At 70.4% G+C, this 17,523-nt stretch carries 17 protein-coding genes; 10 read left to right on the plus strand and 7 right to left on the minus strand.

The window, feature by feature from the left end:
- Nucleotides 1-85: 85 nt before the first annotated feature.
- Nucleotides 86-1,582, minus strand: coding sequence for a hypothetical protein (locus OEB96_RS15455; RefSeq protein ID WP_266216588.1), 1,497 nt, complete (start codon nt 1,580-1,582; stop codon nt 86-88).
- A gap of 90 nt (nt 1,583-1,672) precedes the next feature.
- Here OEB96_RS15455 and OEB96_RS15460 point away from each other — a divergent pair, with 90 nt between their 5' ends.
- The 4 genes from OEB96_RS15460 (at nt 1,673) to OEB96_RS15475 (ending at nt 5,334) form a co-directional block, all read left to right on the plus strand.
- Nucleotides 1,673-2,464 carry a hypothetical protein gene (locus tag OEB96_RS15460; RefSeq protein ID WP_266216590.1) on the plus strand — a complete coding sequence of 264 codons (792 nt, stop codon included), beginning with the start codon at nt 1,673-1,675 and terminating at the stop codon, nt 2,462-2,464.
- A 679-nt stretch (nt 2,465-3,143) separates the two neighbouring features.
- Entirely contained in the window at nt 3,144-3,770 is a 627-nt protein-coding gene (gene bluB, locus OEB96_RS15465) for a 5,6-dimethylbenzimidazole synthase (RefSeq protein ID WP_266216592.1), read from the plus strand.
- A 116-nt stretch (nt 3,771-3,886) separates the two neighbouring features.
- Nucleotides 3,887-4,882: a PDZ domain-containing protein gene (locus OEB96_RS15470; RefSeq protein ID WP_266216593.1), complete on the plus strand. Its 996-nt coding sequence runs from the start codon at nt 3,887-3,889 to the stop codon at nt 4,880-4,882.
- Entirely contained in the window at nt 4,879-5,334 is a 456-nt protein-coding gene (locus tag OEB96_RS15475) for a hypothetical protein (protein ID WP_266216594.1), read from the plus strand. The genes OEB96_RS15470 and OEB96_RS15475 overlap by 4 nt, the downstream gene beginning before the upstream one ends.
- Nucleotides 5,335-5,380: 46 nt before the next feature.
- Here OEB96_RS15475 and OEB96_RS46435 read toward each other — a convergent pair whose 3' ends face one another.
- The gene (locus OEB96_RS46435) at nt 5,381-5,812 is read right to left on the minus strand and encodes a hypothetical protein (protein ID WP_323137401.1); all 432 of its coding nucleotides are present in this window, start codon (nt 5,810-5,812) and stop codon (nt 5,381-5,383) included.
- Nucleotides 5,813-5,886: 74 nt separating this feature from the next.
- Between OEB96_RS46435 and OEB96_RS15485 the strand changes: the two genes are divergently transcribed.
- On the plus strand, nt 5,887-6,906 hold the full coding sequence (locus tag OEB96_RS15485; RefSeq protein WP_266216595.1) for a hypothetical protein: 1,020 nt from the start codon (nt 5,887-5,889) through the stop codon (nt 6,904-6,906).
- Between the two features lie 30 nt (nt 6,907-6,936).
- Here OEB96_RS15485 and OEB96_RS15490 read toward each other — a convergent pair whose 3' ends face one another.
- From OEB96_RS15490 to OEB96_RS15500, 3 genes are all read right to left on the minus strand, one after another.
- A complete protein-coding gene (locus OEB96_RS15490; RefSeq protein ID WP_266216596.1) occupies nt 6,937-7,464 on the minus strand; it encodes a GGDEF domain-containing protein in 528 nt (175 codons plus the stop codon).
- Between the two features lie 251 nt (nt 7,465-7,715).
- A complete protein-coding gene (locus OEB96_RS15495; protein ID WP_266216598.1) occupies nt 7,716-8,801 on the minus strand; it encodes a Rieske 2Fe-2S domain-containing protein in 1,086 nt (361 codons plus the stop codon).
- A 139-nt stretch (nt 8,802-8,940) separates the two neighbouring features.
- Nucleotides 8,941-10,317: an MlaD family protein gene (locus tag OEB96_RS15500; RefSeq protein ID WP_266216599.1), complete on the minus strand. Its 1,377-nt coding sequence runs from the start codon at nt 10,315-10,317 to the stop codon at nt 8,941-8,943.
- Between the two features lie 261 nt (nt 10,318-10,578).
- Between OEB96_RS15500 and OEB96_RS15505 the strand changes: the two genes are divergently transcribed.
- A complete protein-coding gene (locus OEB96_RS15505) occupies nt 10,579-10,854 on the plus strand; it encodes a hypothetical protein (RefSeq protein WP_266216600.1) in 276 nt (91 codons plus the stop codon).
- On the opposite strand, the gene OEB96_RS15510 is transcribed toward OEB96_RS15505, so the two are convergent.
- Complete coding sequence (locus tag OEB96_RS15510) at nt 10,851-11,363, minus strand: hypothetical protein (RefSeq protein ID WP_266216602.1); 513 nt, start codon at nt 11,361-11,363, stop codon at nt 10,851-10,853. The two genes, OEB96_RS15505 and OEB96_RS15510, sit on opposite strands and share 4 nt — an antisense overlap.
- Before the next feature lie 181 nt (nt 11,364-11,544).
- On the opposite strand from OEB96_RS15510, the gene OEB96_RS15515 reads away from it, so the two are divergent.
- Together OEB96_RS15515 and OEB96_RS15520 are read left to right on the plus strand one after the other, a co-directional pair.
- The gene (locus OEB96_RS15515) at nt 11,545-12,438 is read left to right on the plus strand and encodes an OmpA family protein (RefSeq protein WP_266216603.1); all 894 of its coding nucleotides are present in this window, start codon (nt 11,545-11,547) and stop codon (nt 12,436-12,438) included.
- 237 nt (nt 12,439-12,675) lie between these two features.
- On the plus strand, nt 12,676-13,782 hold the full coding sequence (locus tag OEB96_RS15520) for a hypothetical protein (RefSeq protein ID WP_266216605.1): 1,107 nt from the start codon (nt 12,676-12,678) through the stop codon (nt 13,780-13,782).
- 7 nt (nt 13,783-13,789) lie between these two features.
- On the opposite strand, the gene OEB96_RS15525 is transcribed toward OEB96_RS15520, so the two are convergent.
- Nucleotides 13,790-15,415 carry an Ig-like domain-containing protein gene (locus OEB96_RS15525; RefSeq protein ID WP_266216607.1) on the minus strand — a complete coding sequence of 542 codons (1,626 nt, stop codon included), beginning with the start codon at nt 15,413-15,415 and terminating at the stop codon, nt 13,790-13,792.
- Between the two features lie 136 nt (nt 15,416-15,551).
- Here OEB96_RS15525 and OEB96_RS15530 point away from each other — a divergent pair, with 136 nt between their 5' ends.
- Nucleotides 15,552-16,694 (plus strand): beta propeller repeat protein, encoded by a 1,143-nt coding sequence (locus tag OEB96_RS15530; RefSeq protein WP_266216608.1) that lies wholly within the window; start codon nt 15,552-15,554, stop codon nt 16,692-16,694.
- A 32-nt stretch (nt 16,695-16,726) separates the two neighbouring features.
- On the plus strand, nt 16,727-17,470 hold the full coding sequence (locus OEB96_RS15535) for a hypothetical protein (protein WP_266216610.1): 744 nt from the start codon (nt 16,727-16,729) through the stop codon (nt 17,468-17,470).
- Nucleotides 17,471-17,523 lie beyond the last annotated feature (53 nt).

Consider the following 17,523-nt stretch of genomic DNA (forward strand, 5'->3'; position numbering starts at 1 on the left):
ACTTCGCAAGGACGTTGCCCTCCGCCTCGAAGCCCTCACGTGCGCGCCACGTTGATCTCCGGCGACCACGCCGAAGCGGAACCGCTCACCCGGGATCCGTCGCCGCGAAGTACACCTCGACCCCGGCGTCGCGGGCAGCGATCGCCGCATCGATCACTCGCTGTAGCGCGACTCCGGGTCCCGCGCTCAGTCGCAGCGTACCGCCGGGACCGGCAGCGCAGCCGTCGATCGCGGCCCGTAGGGTCTCGCCGGCCGCGAGCTCGCGGGGCTCGGCGTCGCCGCAGGCGATCCGGGTCGCGCTCCTGTCGAGCGACACGGTGATCGCCGCCACGATCGCCTGCTCACCGCGACTGAGGGGTACGCGGCCGAGCTTCCGCGGTCCGTCGGGGATCACGATCACGGCATCGATCACCGCAAAGCCGGCCTTCCGGGCGGTGCTGACGATCGTCGCGAGCGTCGGACCATCCAAGCTGCGGTCGCCAATGATCGCCAGCCGGAGCGCTTGCTCCGGGGCGAGCTGGCGGAGCTGGTTGCCCTCCTCCGCGAGGGCGTCGTCGAGCGGGCCGATCAGCCCGCTGGTGATCGCGTGGTCCGGGGCCGCTCCGCCGTCGAGGTCGACGAGCTTCCGCTCCGCGATCTCGATCGTGTCGGGTCCAACGTGGATGGTGATCTCGTTCGGACGATGGAGGGGCTCCACCGCGGCGGTCCCGACGGCCAGCCTTTGTCCGGAGCGCGGGACCACGGGGAGGAATCGCGAGCTCATCGCCAGCGCGCGCGCGAGCACGTGGGCGACCTCCGGCGACGCGCCACCCTCCTCCTGCAGCCAGCGGGCGATCGCATAGGCGAAGATCACCGGGAATTGACCCTCCAAGGCGATCACCTCGTCGCGACTCAGCAGGCCGTGCCGACCGAGATCGCAGCGGTCGAAGAGGGCCGCGCTGCGCTCGTGTCCCGGCAGCTCGCCGAGCGCCTCGGCGATTGCCGGGGCGCCGGGGCACAGCGCCTCCATGATCGCCGCCGTCGCCGGGTCCTCCATCACGACCTTGCCGTGGACGGCGGCGTGGCCGGGAAGGATCGCATCGAACTCGTCGACGGCGTGCTCGGGCATCGGCCTCCCGTCTCGCTCCCACGGCGGGGTCGGGTGCTCGGTCATCACGTCGACGTAGGCGCGGAGCCCCACCGGCAGACTGGGGCAGCCTTTCCAGAGCGCGCGTGCGGACACCGGCGTGGGGTCGGGGATGGTGCCGCCCTCCGGCGTCCAGGCGGCTTCGGCCCGCCAGAGCTCGGCCGCGGCGGTCTCGAGCTCCGCGCGCTCGCAGGCGTCGCCGGACCAAGAGCCGCCGCGGCACGCGGTCACGAGGAGGAGCGCCGTAGCGAGGAGCCGGCCTGGGCGTTGCATCGGCCGATCATTCCACGGATCGCGATCGACCACCCCTCCCTCGAGCACAACCCCCGCCACCTCCACCCTGACCCCTTCGTGCCTCGCCCCCGACCTCCCAGCCCAGCCCCACATCGGGACGCCATCTTCTCCTTGCCATTCTTCGACCACCCCGTTTACTGCACCAGTCTCCGCGCCGCGCATCCCGCCCGGCGTACCGCGTCCAACGACCAACCCAACCCTCGGGAAGAGCCCGCCGCCGTACCGCGCCGAGCACCTCCCGCCCCCATCGTCATGCCCGCCTTCGACCCCACCCCCTACGCCACCGTCCCCACCCGCACTCCTGCTGCCACCCTCACCCTCGCCCGCGGTCTGCTCGCGGCCGCTCCGTCCCGCCCGACCAGGTTCATCGCCCGTCGACTCGCCAGGCTCCGCGAGGCCGCCCGAGACCTCCAGTCAGTGTGGATCGACGCCAACCGTCCCACCACCCCCGTCGACCCGCGCCCCTTCGACCTCGCGCTCGATCACCGCTGGGCCGCGCTGCGGACCCGGCTCGAGGCTTGCCTCCTGCTCGGTGCGCACGACCATGTCGGCCGTGCCAAGTCGATGCTCGCGCTGCTCTTCCCCACGGGCCTGGACTTCCTCACGCTCCCCTACGCAGAGGAGTGGGCACAGAGCGAGCGTCGGCTGGTGCTCATCGCGACCGACGACCTCGCCGATGAGCTCGACGAGCTCGCCGGTGCTGCCTACCTCTCGGAGCTACGCCAGGCGCATGCGGCCTACGGCAGCGTGCTCGGCATCACCGATCGCAAGGAGCTCGCTCCCGAGCCCGCCGGGGTGCTCGAGCCCCTCCGCGCGCTCCAGGCCGCCATCGCCGGCTACTCCCGCGGCGTGATCGGCCTGGTGGAGGAGGACGACCCCGAGTCGATCGCCGCCGCGCAGCGCCAGCTCGAGCCGCTGCTCCGTGCCCGTCGCCCGCGGTCGCCCAGCGAGGCCCCCACCGACGAGCCCGTCGACGCCCCGCTGCCCGAGCTACCCCAACTCGCACCCGAGCCCGCCGCACCCGAGCCCGCCGCCGTGGCCTGACCACCCGAAAAGCCCCGCGCCTCCCTCCTCGCGGTCGACCTCGGCCCGCGAGGAGGGCCTCCAGACCTGGAACGGCGCTCGAGCGAGCCCCATCGAGACCCCCTACCACCTCCCGCCGCGGTCTGCGGACCTCGCCCGAGACCCCCTACCACCTCCCACCGTGGTCTGCGGACCTCGCCCGAGACCCGCAGCCACCTCCCACCGCGGTCTGCGGACCTCGCCCGAGACCCCCTACCACCTCCGCCCACCGCTCACAGAACCTCACCCGAGACCCCAGCCCACCTCCGCCCACCGCTCCGCCAACCTCGCTCGAGACCCCGCCTCGACGACCCCGGACTCCAGCGCCACGTCTTGCACGGCGCCGAGCCCGCTCAACCCCACCGCGTGCGTGTGCATCACCCAGGAGGAGTACGACGCCCTCGGCGATCGCCTCGACCGCGTCGGGTGGCCCGAAGAAGGCACTCCATTGGACGAGTTCAACGAGATCGCCTACGACGAGTGCAAGCGTAATGGAAAGCCACCGGAGTTCTCATGCCACGAGTAGCGGCGTGCCTTCCGTCGAGCGGGGGAGCACGTGCCGCTTGCGCCCTTTCAGCCGACGCACTTCGTCGTTGTTACAGTGCTAGTCCGCACGTAGGGCCCTTTCATGCCACCGTCAACCGCGACCGTAGCGCCTCCGATGTTCGACGCCCGCTTTCGAAGCGAGCTCGAAGACCTGTTCCGTTGGCGCCGGGACGTTCGCCGTTTCCGCGTCGACCCGCTGCCCCCTGACATGATGGAGGAACTCATCCGCCTCGCCGTCATGGCGCCGTCGGTGGGCAACAGCCAGCCTTGGCGCTTCGTGCGGGTCGACGATCCGGTCCGGCGGGCCGACGTTCGGGCGGATTTCGAAGCGTGCAACCGCCACGCCCTCGCGTCCTACGACGGCGACCGGGCCGAACGGTATGCGCGGCTCAAGCTATCCGGCCTCGACCGCGCACCGGAGCATCTGGCGGTGTTCGCCGACGGCGCGACGCGTCATGGCCACGGCCTCGGGCGGCGGACGATGCCGGAGACGCTGACTTGGTCCGTCGTCGGTGCGGTTCACGCGTTGTGGCTGGCCGCGCGGGCGCACGGCGTCGGCGTCGGCTGGGTCTCCATCATCGATCCGGATCGCATTCGCGCCATTCTCGACGTGCCGGTCGACTGGTTGCTCGTCGCCTACCTCTGCCTGGGTCATCCGGAGGAGGAGCATACCGATCCGGAGCTGGAACGGGCGGGCTGGCAAGCGCGCATTCCGTCCCAAGCGATCGTGCTGCGGCGGTAGGCAACATCACCCTCTCCCGCTCACCGCTCACAAACCTCGCCCGAGACCCCAGCCCACCTCCGCCAACCTCGCCCTCGCTCGAGACCGACCACCTCCGATGCGGTACCATACCCCTCATGCCCCCAACGGTCGACGAGCCGCACCGCCGCTGGTGGCTCCTCCCGACCGGCTTTGTCCTCGGCCTGGCGCTCGCCTCCCTCCCCCCCAGCACCTCCGGCTGCGTCTACCACGACACCTGCATCAAGGTGACCTCCCCAGGCCACGACTGGTGCCGCAACCTCGCGCTCGCCAAGAAGTGGCCGATCGGTAGCAGCTTCGACGACGCCGAGTCGATCCTCCGCCCCGACGGTGCAGCACCTCGCGGCTGTCGCTGCTACAACGACGCCGAGCACCAGATCTTCTCTGACGAAGCCCCGGAGTGCAGGCTCGACGCGTTCCTGGCCGCCCTCGAGCAGGCAGCACGCGAGGAGTGCCAGTCGCTGGTACCACCGGGCTACGACCACAACTGCTGGACGACCGCCGGTTCCCAAGCCTCGATCGCGGAGGGGCACTTTCGCCAGGGAGACGGCGCTTGCATCGGCAACTGCGAGTATGGCTCGCCTCCCGCGGGTGGCTCGTGTCCCAACCCAAGCCCCTACGAGTGTGCCGATGGCGGCGGCACCGACGGCAACGACGGCGGCTGTGCATCCGAGGGCGGCTCCGAGACCGGCACGACCGACTCGGGCCTCGACGAGACCGGCAGTGACACGTCGGCCGGAGTCACGGTCGAGGTCGACGGATTCGTCTCCTGCGACGACCAGGACTGTGAGATCGACGAGGCCTTCGCACGAGCGCTCCAGGCCGATCCCACTCCGCTCCTCGACCAGGGCGCAGTGCTCGTCTACGACCCCGGACTCCAGCGCCACGTCTTGCACGGCGTCGAGCCCGGCTCCATCCTCCATGCACTGGGCCTGCGCAACCGCGACCGGCTCGAGTCGATCGACGGCCTGATCATCCACGACCTCGACTCCGCCCTGCGTGTCTACACCGAGCTCGCCGCTGCCGAGGCCCTCACCGTGAGGATCAAGCGAGGAAAGCAATGGCTGGATCTCACATACACGCTCGTGCCGTGAGCCTCGCCGCCGCCCTCGGTGCGTCGCTGCTCACGACCGGCACCAGCTGCACCTGCTCGGACCGTACCACCGGTGACGATCCTCGAGGCCTCACCGAGCCCGCGTGCCTGTGGCTCATCAGCCCGCGCGGCTTTCGGGCCGACGGCAGCTCGTCGCTGCTCCAGGACGACGCCAACCACCGCAACCCCACCGCATGCCTTTGCATCACCCAGGAGGAGTACGACGCCCTCGGTGATCGCCTCGACCGTGTCGGGTGGCCCGAAGAAGGCACTCTATTGGAAGAGTTCAACGAGGTCGCCTACGACGAGTGCAAGCGCATCTCCGAGCTCCAGGGCTTCGTCGACGACGAGTGCCTCGACTACTACCAGCACGGCACCTGGCTCAAGGACATCTACTTCGCCCGCGGCGACTGGGCCAATGGCAAGCCGCCGGAGTTCTCATGCCACGAGTAGCGGTGTGCCTTCGTACACCCTCTCCCGCTCACCGACCCACGCGCCCTCACTCCGCCGCGCGCTCCGCCTCCCCGCCGTCGTCCGCCTCGCCCCCCGGATACATCACCCCTACCGGATAGAACTGCTTCCACCGCTTGCGCAACCGATGGATCGACCCGTCGTCCTTGACTAGCAAGGGCTTGCGCAGGTGCACCTTGTTCTCCCACACATCGAGATCGTTACGCCACTGCGAGATCCAGTTGCCACGGTGGCAGCTCGGAGACTTTCGTGCTGAACCGGGCCCCGTCAGGCAGTCGCGTGGCCTCCTGTGTAGAGTGTGGAGACCGTAGAACTGCGGTTGACGTCGGTACGGCCACCGCCCGGCTCGCGGCTGCCCTGGTTCGGCTGCTGCGCGATGCGGGGCGCCACGCCGAGGACGTCGCGGGCTGGATGCCGCACGACGCGGACTCCGCGCGGTCGATGGATGGTGTTGGTGAATCGTGAAGCGAGTCCCGGGGCAAGCTCGTCATGCTTCCATCGTCCCCGAAGTCTCAGTGCGGTATCCTCGCCGCGATGGGACTGTTCGACTCGATCCGTGGTTGGCTGCAGCGTCGCCGGATGGCTAGAGCCGGATTTCACCTCGTAGCGATGCCCGACGGCTCGCAGGCCCTGGTCGACTCGGCCATGAAGGCCTACCTCGAGGGCTCGGGGCCCGATCCGACCCAAACCTCTCTCGACGAAGCTCTGGCCGGCTCGATTCGCGTCCAGGTCTTCGACGGCGGGTCGAACGATGGACGGCCGATGCGGGACGAGATCCTCTACGAGACCGACGACCGAGTGGCGATCGATGCCCTGGTGAGCACCCTGCGGATCGTCGAGGATCCCGAGACGTTCGGCCACTGCATGTGTCACGGGGATCCGACCCTCCAGTTCGTCGATGCGCAGGGGGGCACGTGCGTGATCGGCCTCCACCATGGCCACGGGATTCGATGGAACGGGTGGCATCACGACGCGCAGCTGGTGAATGGAACGAAGCTCGCCGACTGGCTGGCCGACCATGGTGTTCCGGGGATGCGCGAGGCGATGAAGCAAGCCAAAGACCGTGAGACGGCTGCCCTCGAGGCGATGGCCGGGTGGGATCGCGCCATGCCAGATGGAGTCCGCGAGGTCTGGGAGGAGCACAAGCACCGGATCCTCGCCGAGGGGATCATCGTCGACATCGAGCCCTTCGCCACGGCCCTCGTGCGCGAGCTGGCCGAGCCCGATGAGCGCATCCGAGCCCTGCTGCGGTGGTTTGGCAGCGGCCAGGGGCCGTGGAGCGGCTTCCCCTCCTACGAGACGCTCCCCGAGCAGCTCTTGCTCGAGTCACCGACCACCGCGGTCGTGGGCGCGCTCGATGAGCGAGACCTCGCGGACGATTCGGCCCTGGCGGAGGGCGCCGCGCGCTTCCTGGGCGGATGGGAATTCCGCTCGAAGCGGCCCGACGACATCGGTCTCATCGACCCCCGGCTCGCGCGCGTGCTGCTCGACCACGTGGAGCGCCGTACGGACGACGAGGACCGGCTCAAACGGGCGAGAGCCGCGTTTGGGTGATGGTGAGTCCGGGGAGTGTCCAGTCGAGAATCAGTCGTTGGACGCGACGATGCGATTGCCACCACATCGACCGGCGTGTCGCAGGCGTGTCGCCGCCAGCTCGAGCAGGGCGTCCGCATTGGCATGGTGCAGTCCTAGCTCGGCCACGCCGCAGGAGACGGTGAGCTGATGGGGCACGCCGTCGGCTTCGAACCGGCGCTGCTCGACCGCCGCCCGGAGGACCTCGACGCGGCGGCTGGTCTCCGTACGATCGAGACCGGGGAACACGAGGGCGAATCGAGCGCCCTGATGACGGGCGACGAGGTCGAGCTTGCGCGTGCCCTCGCGGAGGAGCTCGGCGATCTCGCGAAGCACCTGGTCGAAGGCATCCCCCAGGGCTTCCCGTGCAAACCGCATGGCCTCGCGCAGCGAGGCCAGCTCGGTCGAGGGCACGTCGAGCAGCGGCTTCGGTTCCTCGTCACCCAGGCGTGGAAGGTGGCTGAAGCGGGCGCCCGCAGCACGAGCGAGGGCGCGAGCCAGCGCGGCGTCGTCGGGCACGGTAGGCTCTCGGTCGAGCACCGTCCCAGGATAGTGGGGACGAGTCCTACCCGCCAAGCCGCAGCCGTCGCGCGGTCCGTACTGCGCCGAGAGCCCGTGATCGCAGCCGTAGCATGGCGCACGACAGGGCTTCGTCGACGACGAGTGCCTCGACTACTACCAGCACGGCACCTGGCTCGAGGACATCTCTACTTCGCCCGCGGCGACTGGGCCAATGGCAAGCCGTGCCTTTCGTGCAGTGCACCCTCTCCCGCTCACCGACCCACGCGCCTTCACTCCGCCGCGCGCTCGGCCTCCCCGCCGTCGTCCGCCTCGTCCCCCGGATACATCACCCCCTCCGGATAGAACTGCTTCCACCACTTGCGCAGGCGATGAATCGGCCCGTCGCCCTTGACCAGCAGGGGCTTGCGCAGGTGCACCTTGTTCTCCCACACGTCGAGATCGTTGCGCCACTGCGAGATCCAGTTGCCCACCACGTAGTAGACCAACCACCGCGGCATCTTCACGTCGGCGAACCAGTGGAACCACACCCGCTGCTCGAGCGGCTGCACGGGCAGGTGGGTCTGGAAGAACAGGATGTCGCCCATCTTCGGGATCGTGATCCGAAACATCACGATCCCCGCCGGCCCCCAGAAGGTCGCGACCGAGTCCCCCCGCGTCTCGGGGCGCAGCTTGCCGAGGATCCGCAGCGTCGAGTGGTTCTTGAACCGCACCACGTGGCCATGCTCGGGGTCGTCCTCCCAGTCGGCCTCGTGCTGGATCTGGACCCCGGGCACCCGCAGGCGCGTCCACGGTACGAACATCTGCCCGTGGAGCGGCGAGAAGTGCTGGAAGTCCACGCTGTTCTCACCGAACTCGAGCAGGTGCATGTGCACGCTGCCGGCGTCGTAGCGCCCGCGGTAGACCATGCGACCGTCGTCGATGTCGGCGATCGAGGGGATGTCGTAGGGCGGCGGCGCGTCGATCTGGGCTCCGCGGTGGTAGATGAAGATCTGCCCGTAGCGCTCGCGCGTGGCCCAGATCCGATGCCGCGCCCGCGGGAGCTTGTCGGCATAGGGCACGTGGGCGACCGAGCCATCGGGCGCGAGCTGCCACAAGTGGAACGGGCACTCCACGCGGTCTCCCTTGACGCACCCCCCCGCGAGGTTGGCCCCCATGTGCGGACAGAAGGCGCTCATGACCTGCGCCCGACCGTTCTCGCCGCGATACACGATCATCTGCGCGCCGAGGCACTCCCGATAGAGGATCGCCCCGGGACGCAGCTCGTGAGAGCCGGCCACCCGGTACCAACCATCGGGAAACGGCGGCGGATAACTTCGTTCACGGACCGCAGCGGAGGGGCGAGGGGGCTTGGCCATGAGCGACCAGCCTACCGCGTCGGTGTGATGCAGATCGCTTGAACCCGATGAATGTCAATGATTCCAGCCGGTTCGACCGGCTCACACCCGCCTGGGCCAGGGGTCGGTTGGGCGAGGACCTGACGCCCCACCCGCTCCGCTAGCGTCGCTGCCGGGGACCGGCCGGGTTGCGCGAGGCCTTGATCCCCACGTCCTGCTGCTCGGCCGCGAGCAAGAGCAGCCCCTTGAGCGCCTCGTTGCTCTGCAGGTTGTGCAAGAGCCGCCCGAGATCGTTGGCCAGCTTGGGGTCGCCCACGATCTTGCCCAGCGTGCCCTCCTCGCCCTCGACCGCCTCCACGAGCCCGGTGACCGCCTCGGCGATCTGCTCGGTCTGCCCGAGGATGGACTCGAGGTCGCGCACCAGGCTGCCGTCGGGATCATCGAGCAGGTGGGCCACCACGCTCTGGTTCTTCGGGTCGCGCAGATCGGCGAGGAGCGCCTTGAGCGACCGGATGGTGGCCCGCACGTCCGCGAGCAGGGGCTCGAGGTTGCGATCGGTGGTGGCGAGGATCCGGTTGCCGCCGGCCACGAAGCGATCGACCCCGCTGCTGGTGGCCCCGAGCGCGTGCAGGATCATGCCGAAGTCGCGCTTGTACCCGGGGTCGCCCACCAACGCCCCCACCAGCCCTCGCTGCTCGGCGATCGAGCGGCTGAGCTGCTCGAGGTTGATGATGATCCCCGAGATCGCACTCATGGTGCGCTGGTCGCCGAGCTCGGCCACCAGCCCCGAGACGGCGCCGAGCGCCTCGTCGACCTGCTCGATCACCCGCTCGAGGCGCATGCGATAGAGCTCGATGTCCTCGGCCAGCGACGGAGCCGACAGCACGCGATCGTGCTCCGACAGCGGATCGCCGACCCCCTGGGTGATGTTGACGAGCTGGTCGCCCAGCACGGTGTTGGCCGCGATCGAGGCCCGACTGTCCCGGCGGATGAGGGGCAGCCGCTCGGCCTCGATGGTCATGTTCACCCGCACGCGATGGTGCAGGGTATGGAAGCGAGCGCACACGCCATTGGGACCCATCCACAGCACCCGCGGGGCCCGGCGCCGCAGCTCGGTGGTCACACAGACCTCCTGCGCTCCGCAGTCACCGTCGTCCACGCAGCGCAGGTACTGGTGATCGTAGGCCATGGGCTCGAGCTCGGCACACTCGGCCACGGGGGCACAGAACAACCGGCGATCGCAATTGTCGGTGCGGCCCGCCCCGTAGCGCCCCACGTCCTCGGTGAGCGGATCGCAGGAGTAGCGCACGTCGACGTAGCTGACCTGGCTGACCTTGCCGATGGGCACGCCGGCGAGCTGGACCTTGCTGCCCTCGCGCAGGCCCGAGGTGGTCATGAAGTCCGCGTACACCGAGGTCTTCTCGCTGAAGACTCCCCGCGCCTGACCCACGATGAGCAGCACCCCGAACATCACGAGCGCGAGCACGAACACGACGAGCCCCGTTCGTAGCCGCTCCTTCCGTTCGTCGCGCCGCACCCTCGCTCCCCCTGGGCCGGATCCGCCGCCCCCTCGGGTCTACTGCGGATGATACGCACCCGCCCCTCGTCAAGCGAGGCGATGTGACCGCCGGTCGTGGCCGAGTGCCGGGCCGAGCCGCGAATCCGCGCTCTGGTGGGGCAAGGCGCCACGCCATGGGCGGCCTGCCCCACCCCACGGCAGAGCCATGGCTTCGTGATCTCGGGCGCGATGGCCTCGTAAGCGTCGGCACGAGCCCTGCAAGGACTCGGTCGAACCCCCATGCCCTTCTACGTTGCATCTCGACTCCCCCATCCCTCTCCCCAGATCGATCAGGTGCAGCGGCAGGCGTTCGCGCCGCGCACGGTCTGGCTGCTCAACCGCCCCGTGGTCGGACGGTCGATGGCGTTCGTCGACGCCGAGGGGCAGTCGATCGTCACCTCGAGGATCCAGCGGATCCTCGCGGGGAGCAGCTCGGTCTACGTGCAGACCAACAACGCGCTCTACCGGCTGCAGCACGAGCCGCGAAGCATCGACGCGGAAGCGACCGGTAGCTAGCCACACGGCGTGCCGTCGAGCGGCTCGACCACGAAGGTGGGCTTGTCGTCGAGGTGTTCCTCGGTGACGAGCAACTCCACCTGCCCTCCCTCGCCCCAGCACGCTCGAGACAGCTCGGCGTCTGCGGCCATGGTCAGCACCTCCACGTGGTAGCGGCCGGTCTGGGTCAGCTCCACGCGCAGCGTCTGCGGCGAGCCGTCGGCGGGGCAGTCGAAGCCCTCGCCGACGGTCGGGCGCGGGGGGTTGGGCAGGGTACAGGGAGCCGGCGGGGGATTCTTGCACCCGATGCGCGTTGCGTGCAGCTCGACGCGGGTGGCCCCCGCCTGTCCGCAGGCCGCCGTCGCGTCGACCTGTGCCACCACGGTGGGCGCCGCGTTGGGGGGCGCGCCGCCGCTGCTGCTTCCACCGTCCAACGTGGTGGTCCCACCATCGCCGGCACCGTCGTCCCCACAGCCGGCACAGGCCAGCAGGCACAGCAGCACGAGTCCTCCGCAGCCCCGAGAGTCCATGGAGCCGGACGATATCACTCGTGCGCAGGCTCGCGGCCACTGGGGCCAAAACGGTCCCGCGCCCGCCCAGGATGGAATCTCGATCACGCACGGGGCGGCGGCAGGGGCATGGGGTGGTGCCTCGCCGTCGACGCGGGCGCCTGCGTCGGGCAAGCTCTGGGCTCATACCCCACGAGGACCGATGCCCGACTCCACGACCCCCTCGCTCTCCCGACTCCTCCTCGACTCGTGCCGACGTCACGGACGGCTCTGGTCACTCGGCACGGCCCTCGCCGCCATGGTGGTGGTGCTGCCGAGCACCGGCTGCAAGAAGCCCACCTACCCGCAGTGCAAGAAGGACAAGCACTGCAAGGTGGATCTGGGCGAAACGTGCGTGGACGGCTCGTGCCAGAACTGCAAGTCCGACGCCGAGTGCGTGGGCAAGGGCCCCGCCGGCGGACCCGCGTGGGTCTGCCACGAGTTCCGCTGCATGGACCCCGCCGAGGCCGCCGCGGGCGGTGGTGGCGGAGGCTCGGGTGAGATGGGAGCGCCGTGCACCCAGACCTTCGAGTGCGTGGGCGGCCTGGTCTGCACCGCGGGCGCCTGCGCCGGCTGTACCGACGACATCCAGTGCTCGCCGAGCACGTGCAACTTCGACTCCGGCCGCTGCGCGGCCGCGGGACAGTGCCAGACCGACGATCAGTGCCCGATGGACGAGATCTGCGACGGCGGCATGTGCATCTTCGCGGGCGGCGGCACCACCGGTGGTGGGCCCTGCAATCTCGACGCGGTGTACTTCGCGTTCGACAGCGACGCGCTCACCCCCAAGAGCCAGGAAGAGCTGACCGGGGCCGCCAGCTGCATCGCCTCGCAGGGCCAGGAGGTGATCCTCGAGGCTCACGCCGACGGGGTGGGCACCGAGGAGTACAACATCATGCTCACCGAGCGCCGCGGTGGCTCGGTCCGCACGTTCCTCGTCGAGCAGGGCGTGCCGGGCGAGCTGTTGCGGGTGCTCGCCAAGGGCAGCCTCGAGGCCAGCGGCACCAACGAGAGCGAGCGCAGCAAGGACCGCCGCGTGCAGCTCATCTGGCCGTAGATCTGGCCATAGATCTGGCCGCAGGCCCGCTCGACATCCAACCGCCGCCGCAGCACCCCGACCCCCAGCCGGTCGAGGCGCTGCGGCGACTGCGATCGCCTTCGACGCCGCTCCCGATCGAGTCGCCCTGCTGAAGGCGAGAGCAGCGACGGTCGGGGTGTCGAAGACTAGAAGCGCATCATTGAAACTGCGGGGTCGAGCGCGTGGTGCCGTGCCCGCAGGGATGAACGCGCATTCGTGGACGCCCCTTCGAGTGATCGAATCGCCGCCTCGCGGGTCTTCACCGGCGGAGCGACGATCGTGCCCTTCGACGGACAGCCCAGCCCTCTTGCCCTCGTCACCGCGGAGCAGGTCTCGCGCATCGCTCGACGCACCGACCCGGTGCTGCGCAACCTCCAGATCACGCAGTCGTATCACGACCTCGGGATGGCCATCGCCACGCGCCTGGGTCGTCGAGACGCGTGCTGGGCCAGCTTTGCCGTGTGGGCCTCGAGGACCGCCGGCCGCTTCATCCGCGGCGAGTGGCTGCCCGATCCGCTGCGGCACGTGCTCGTGCGCCTGAGCCCGCGACGTGGCCAGCGCATCGACGTGCTCGACCAGCGCATTCGCGACCACCTCGCGGAGGGCAATCGCAAGGTCTACGCCGAGATCGCCCCGCTGTTCGTCGAGCTCTTGCGGCTGCTCGAGCTGCCCGCAGTGGAGCGCCCCGCCGCCCTCGGCCGAGCCCTCGAGGCCTTGCGACCCGGCGCGGTGGAGCAGGGCGGACAGCAGGCCCTCCGCCGGGCCCTGCGCGCGTTCGTCGAGGCCGCCTCGCTGCCGCAAGGGCCCGAGCGCGCCCAGCGGATCCTGCTGGGCAACCTGCTCATCGGATCCCACGAACAGTATCGGCTCCAGGCACAGGTCGCGGGCGCGCTGGACGTGGTGTGCCGGCTCGCGCTCCCGATCGCGGGCCCCCGCGGGGCGTGGCGGCGCGGGGTGTGGCGGCGCCTCGAGGCTCGGCTGCGGCAGCAGGTGACGCTCGCGACGGTGCGGCTCGATCTGCCCGAGCAGAGGGTGTGGGTCGGGCGGGACGTGCCGGCCCTGCCGGATGGCTCGATGTTCCCGGCCGATCTGCAGCGCGTGACCCATCCCGAGCTCCGGGCGGTGCTCGGTCGGTTCGATCGCACCCCCGACACCACCCGGGGCAGCGCGGCGGCGGACTGGGGCGACTATCACGATCGCATGAACTACGTGGTCGACCTGTTCCGCTCGCGACAGCAGCTGCCGTGTCTGTGGCGCACGCCCTTCGATCCACGGCAGGCCGCGGCCATCGTCGCGGGGCATGTGCCGGCGGGGCAGCTGTGAGCACGGCCTAACAGGCGGCCACGTCGAGCACGTAGCTGAGCTGATACTCTCCGGCCCCGTCGAACGGCGAGAACACCCGCAGCGCGTAGTCGCCCGGATCGACGCACGGGCTGTCGAGCTCCTCGACCGAAGTCCCCGGGCTCGCCTCCAGGGTGACGGGCACGCCCCCCTCGGTGGTGAGCATCAGGGCCATGTCGGGCGTGGGCGATCCGGAGAGCAGCGCCAGCACCCGAGCCCGCTGCGGCAGCACCAGGTGGTACCAGTCCTCGTCGAGGGGGCACAGGCGCCGGCCCGACAGCGCCCCCTCGGGCAGGGGCGGGTTGTCCAGCGCCTGCGCGAGGTCGTCGTTGGGCTCGGAGTCGTCGTCCTCGCAGGAGACCACGTTGCACCCGCCCGTCTGGGGCACGCACTGCCGCCCGCCCTGCCCCTCCACCGAGATCACCGCGGCCGCCGAGCATACGAGGCCCACCGCACACTCGCCGTCGGAGCTGCACGCCTTGCCGCATGCGGCCTGCTCGGCCCCGAATTGCAGGCACAGGTCGTCCTGACCGCCGCACTGGGCATCATAGGAGCAGGGCTGGCACGGCCCCGCCCCCGGGCCCCCGGGGTTGGTCACGCGCTTTTCGTGCAACGTGTCGTCGCCGGGGCTCTGGGCGAAGCAGCCGTCGTCGTCGCCCACCGCGATCAGGTAGTGGAGCGACGCGGTCGAGCCCGCGCCCAGCGGGACGGCCGGGTTGGGCAGAGTGACGCGATAGGTGCCGTTGGTCGCGTTGCCGTCCACCAGCATCATGGACACGCTGGTCATCTGCGTGATGGGGACGCTCTCGGTCGACCAGAACACGATCGGCGGAAACGGCAGGCCCACGTCGTCGCCCGCGGTGACGATGAGCTCGGGATCGGCCAGCGTCTCCACGTCGAACGGCGCATGCTGCAGGGTGGGCGGCACGGTGGGACAGTCCTCGCCCGCCCGCTTGAGCCACACCGAGAACCGCTTGATGGTGGGCGGGTTGTCGCCGTCGTCGGCGGCCAGCACCAGCTCGTGGATCCCCGCCGTGGCGCGCTGCTCCGCCGAGGGGCACCAGGTCCACGTCCCCCCGAGCCCGTCGGGGGTGACGGCGAGCGCCGAGCCCTCGATCACCGGCGCTTCCTGACGGAGCTCGAGGGTGGTGTCATCGGGATCCTGCACCGTGATCGACACCTCGGGTACGCACGGACCATCGGCCAAGTCGTGCACCAGCCCCTCGCCGAGCGGCTCGACGAACACGGGCTGGCTGCCCTCGCCGGCCGCACCTCGCACCTCGACCGCCGTGGGCATCCGCCGCTGGTACTCCCCGTCGCTCACCACGAACTCGATCACGTGCTCGCCGAGGTCGTCGGCCAGCGGCGTCCAGGTGAACAGCGCCCGTCCGTCCGGGGTGGGCTGCAGCACGGCACCGTCGCGCAGGGTCGGCAGGGAGTAGGAGGAGAACGAGTACTCGAGCGGATCGCCATCGGGATCGGATCCGACCAGCACGATCACCAGCTCCTCGCCCACCACCGCGACCTGCGGCCCCACCTCGGCCAGGAACGGAGGGCGCCCGGGATCGCCGCAGCCGCCCCCGAGCCACGCGGCCACCAGGGCCGTGATGGTCATGGCGAGCCTCGGTGCCCGGCGGCCCCTCGCCCCCCCTCGCTGCCCCCCGGCCATGCCCTCGCAGTATGGAGCGCCGAGCGGCGGCCGGGCAAGGCGCGCGCGGTCGAGCCGGCCAATGCGGGTATGCTCGAAGCCGATGCGGGTGCTTCGGATGCAACGAGCGACGCTCGCCCTGCTCGCCCTGCTCACCGTGGCCGCGAGCTGTGGCGACGATGCCGCGACCACCGGAAGCGGGACCAGCTCGGACCCGAGCACATCGGCGGGCTCCGTCTCCAGCACCGGCGAGACCCCGACCAGCACGACCACCGCGGACACCACCGCCGACGGCAGCGGTGAGCCCCCCGCCGGGGGCTGGCAGGTGATCGCCCAGCTCGATGCCGAGCTTGGCATGGCCATGAGCGTGTGGGGCAGCAGCGCGGCCGAGGCGATGATCGCGGGCGGTCAGCAGGGCGACGGCGAGAGTCGGGGCTTCGTGCTGCGCCGCGACGGCGACGACTGGACGCCCGATGCCTTGCCCGCGGACACCCCCATGCTCGACTGGATCGGCCAGGCGGGCGACGACGTGTGGACGGTGGGCTTGCTCGGCACCGCGCTGCGGCGGGAGGGCGAGGCCTGGGTCGCGCACGACACCGCGACCACCGTGACCCTGTGGGGCGTGTGGGGAGCCGCGAGCGACGACGTGTGGGCCGTGGGCGGCGATGGGGTCGCCGACCCGCCCACGCTGCTGCACTTCGATGGCGCGAGCTGGTCGCTGGTGCCCCTGCCCACCCTGCCCGACGACGCACACGCACTGTTCAAGGTGTGGGGAGTGGATGCCGAGCACGTGTTCGTGGCGGGAGACGGCGGGGTCCTGCTGCGTCTCGAGGTGGGGGAGTGGGTGGCGGAGGCCCCCGGCTCGATCGCTCCGTTCATCGCGCTGTGGGGCCGGGGATCCAGCGACGGGATGGCCGAGGTGGTCGCGGTGGGCGGACGCTCCAACGCTCGCGTCGCCCGCTTCGATGGTGCGACGTGGCAAGACGTCGTCCTGATGCCGGCGGGGCTCAACGGCGTGTGGCTCGACCCCGACGGCACCGGCACCCTCGTGGGCCGCCTGGGGGGCATCTTCGAGCTGCCCGCGGGATCGCTCGATCCGGTGGCCGTGGAGACGCCGACCAACCTGGTGCTCCACGCGGTGCACGGCTTCGACGACGGCTCGCGCGTGGCCGTGGGCGGGAGCTTCGACAGCGCCCCGCCCTGGGTGGGAATCGTGCTCGAGCACCCCGGCGACGCATCACCTTGAACCCGGGCGGCGGCAGGCCCATGATCGCAGGCATGCGCTTGACTTGCTCTTCGCCCCGCCATGGGGCCTCGGTGCTCCTCGCCCTCGCACTCTGCTCCGCCTCGGCCTGCGGTGACGACGGAACGGCCGAAGGCTCGGCCTCCGGCCCGAGCACCAGCGCCACCGCCTCGGGCACCACCAGCACCGCCGATTCCGATCCCAGCATCTCCACCACCACCGCCGTCGTCGACGACAGCGGCACGAGCACGACCGCCGGGCCAGGTACCTTCGGCACCAGCACCACCGGGGAGCTCGAGCTGTGCAATGGCTGGAACGACGCGCTCGCGACCCCCTCGCTCGAGCTCCAGGGAGCGGGCGGGGAGACGCTGGTCTCGGGCGGCGCGTTCCCCATCGAGTGCGGTGGCCAGGGCAGCTGGATGTTCCCCCTCTACCCCCAGATGGGCGGATGGGAGCTGGCCAGCCCCCTGCTGACGTTCGCCCTGGTCGAGGTGGTGGTGGAGGGCTTCCCGGGACCGTTCGGGAGCTTCTACATCGAGCAGAACTACCTCTACAGCCTCGACTGCGGGGGGTTCGACACCCTCGACGGGGGATTCTCGCACGACTGCATCACGGTGCTGCCCCCCGACGACATCGCCGATCTCGGCACGCTCGACGGTGCCCCGGCCACGATCCACGTGGAGCTGGAGGTGGATGGCGGCGATCCGATCGTGATCGATCTGGTGGACATGACGCTCTCGGCTCCGCCCGAGGTGGTCTCGCAAGAGTGCTTCTACTAGCTCGCCGTCGTCGGGCGGCGTGAGCCCGGTCCGTGCCCCGAGCCCACGGAACG

This window comes from Paraliomyxa miuraensis, assembly GCF_026337845.1.
Lineage (GTDB): Bacteria > Myxococcota_A > Polyangia > Nannocystales > Nannocystaceae > Paraliomyxa > Paraliomyxa miuraensis.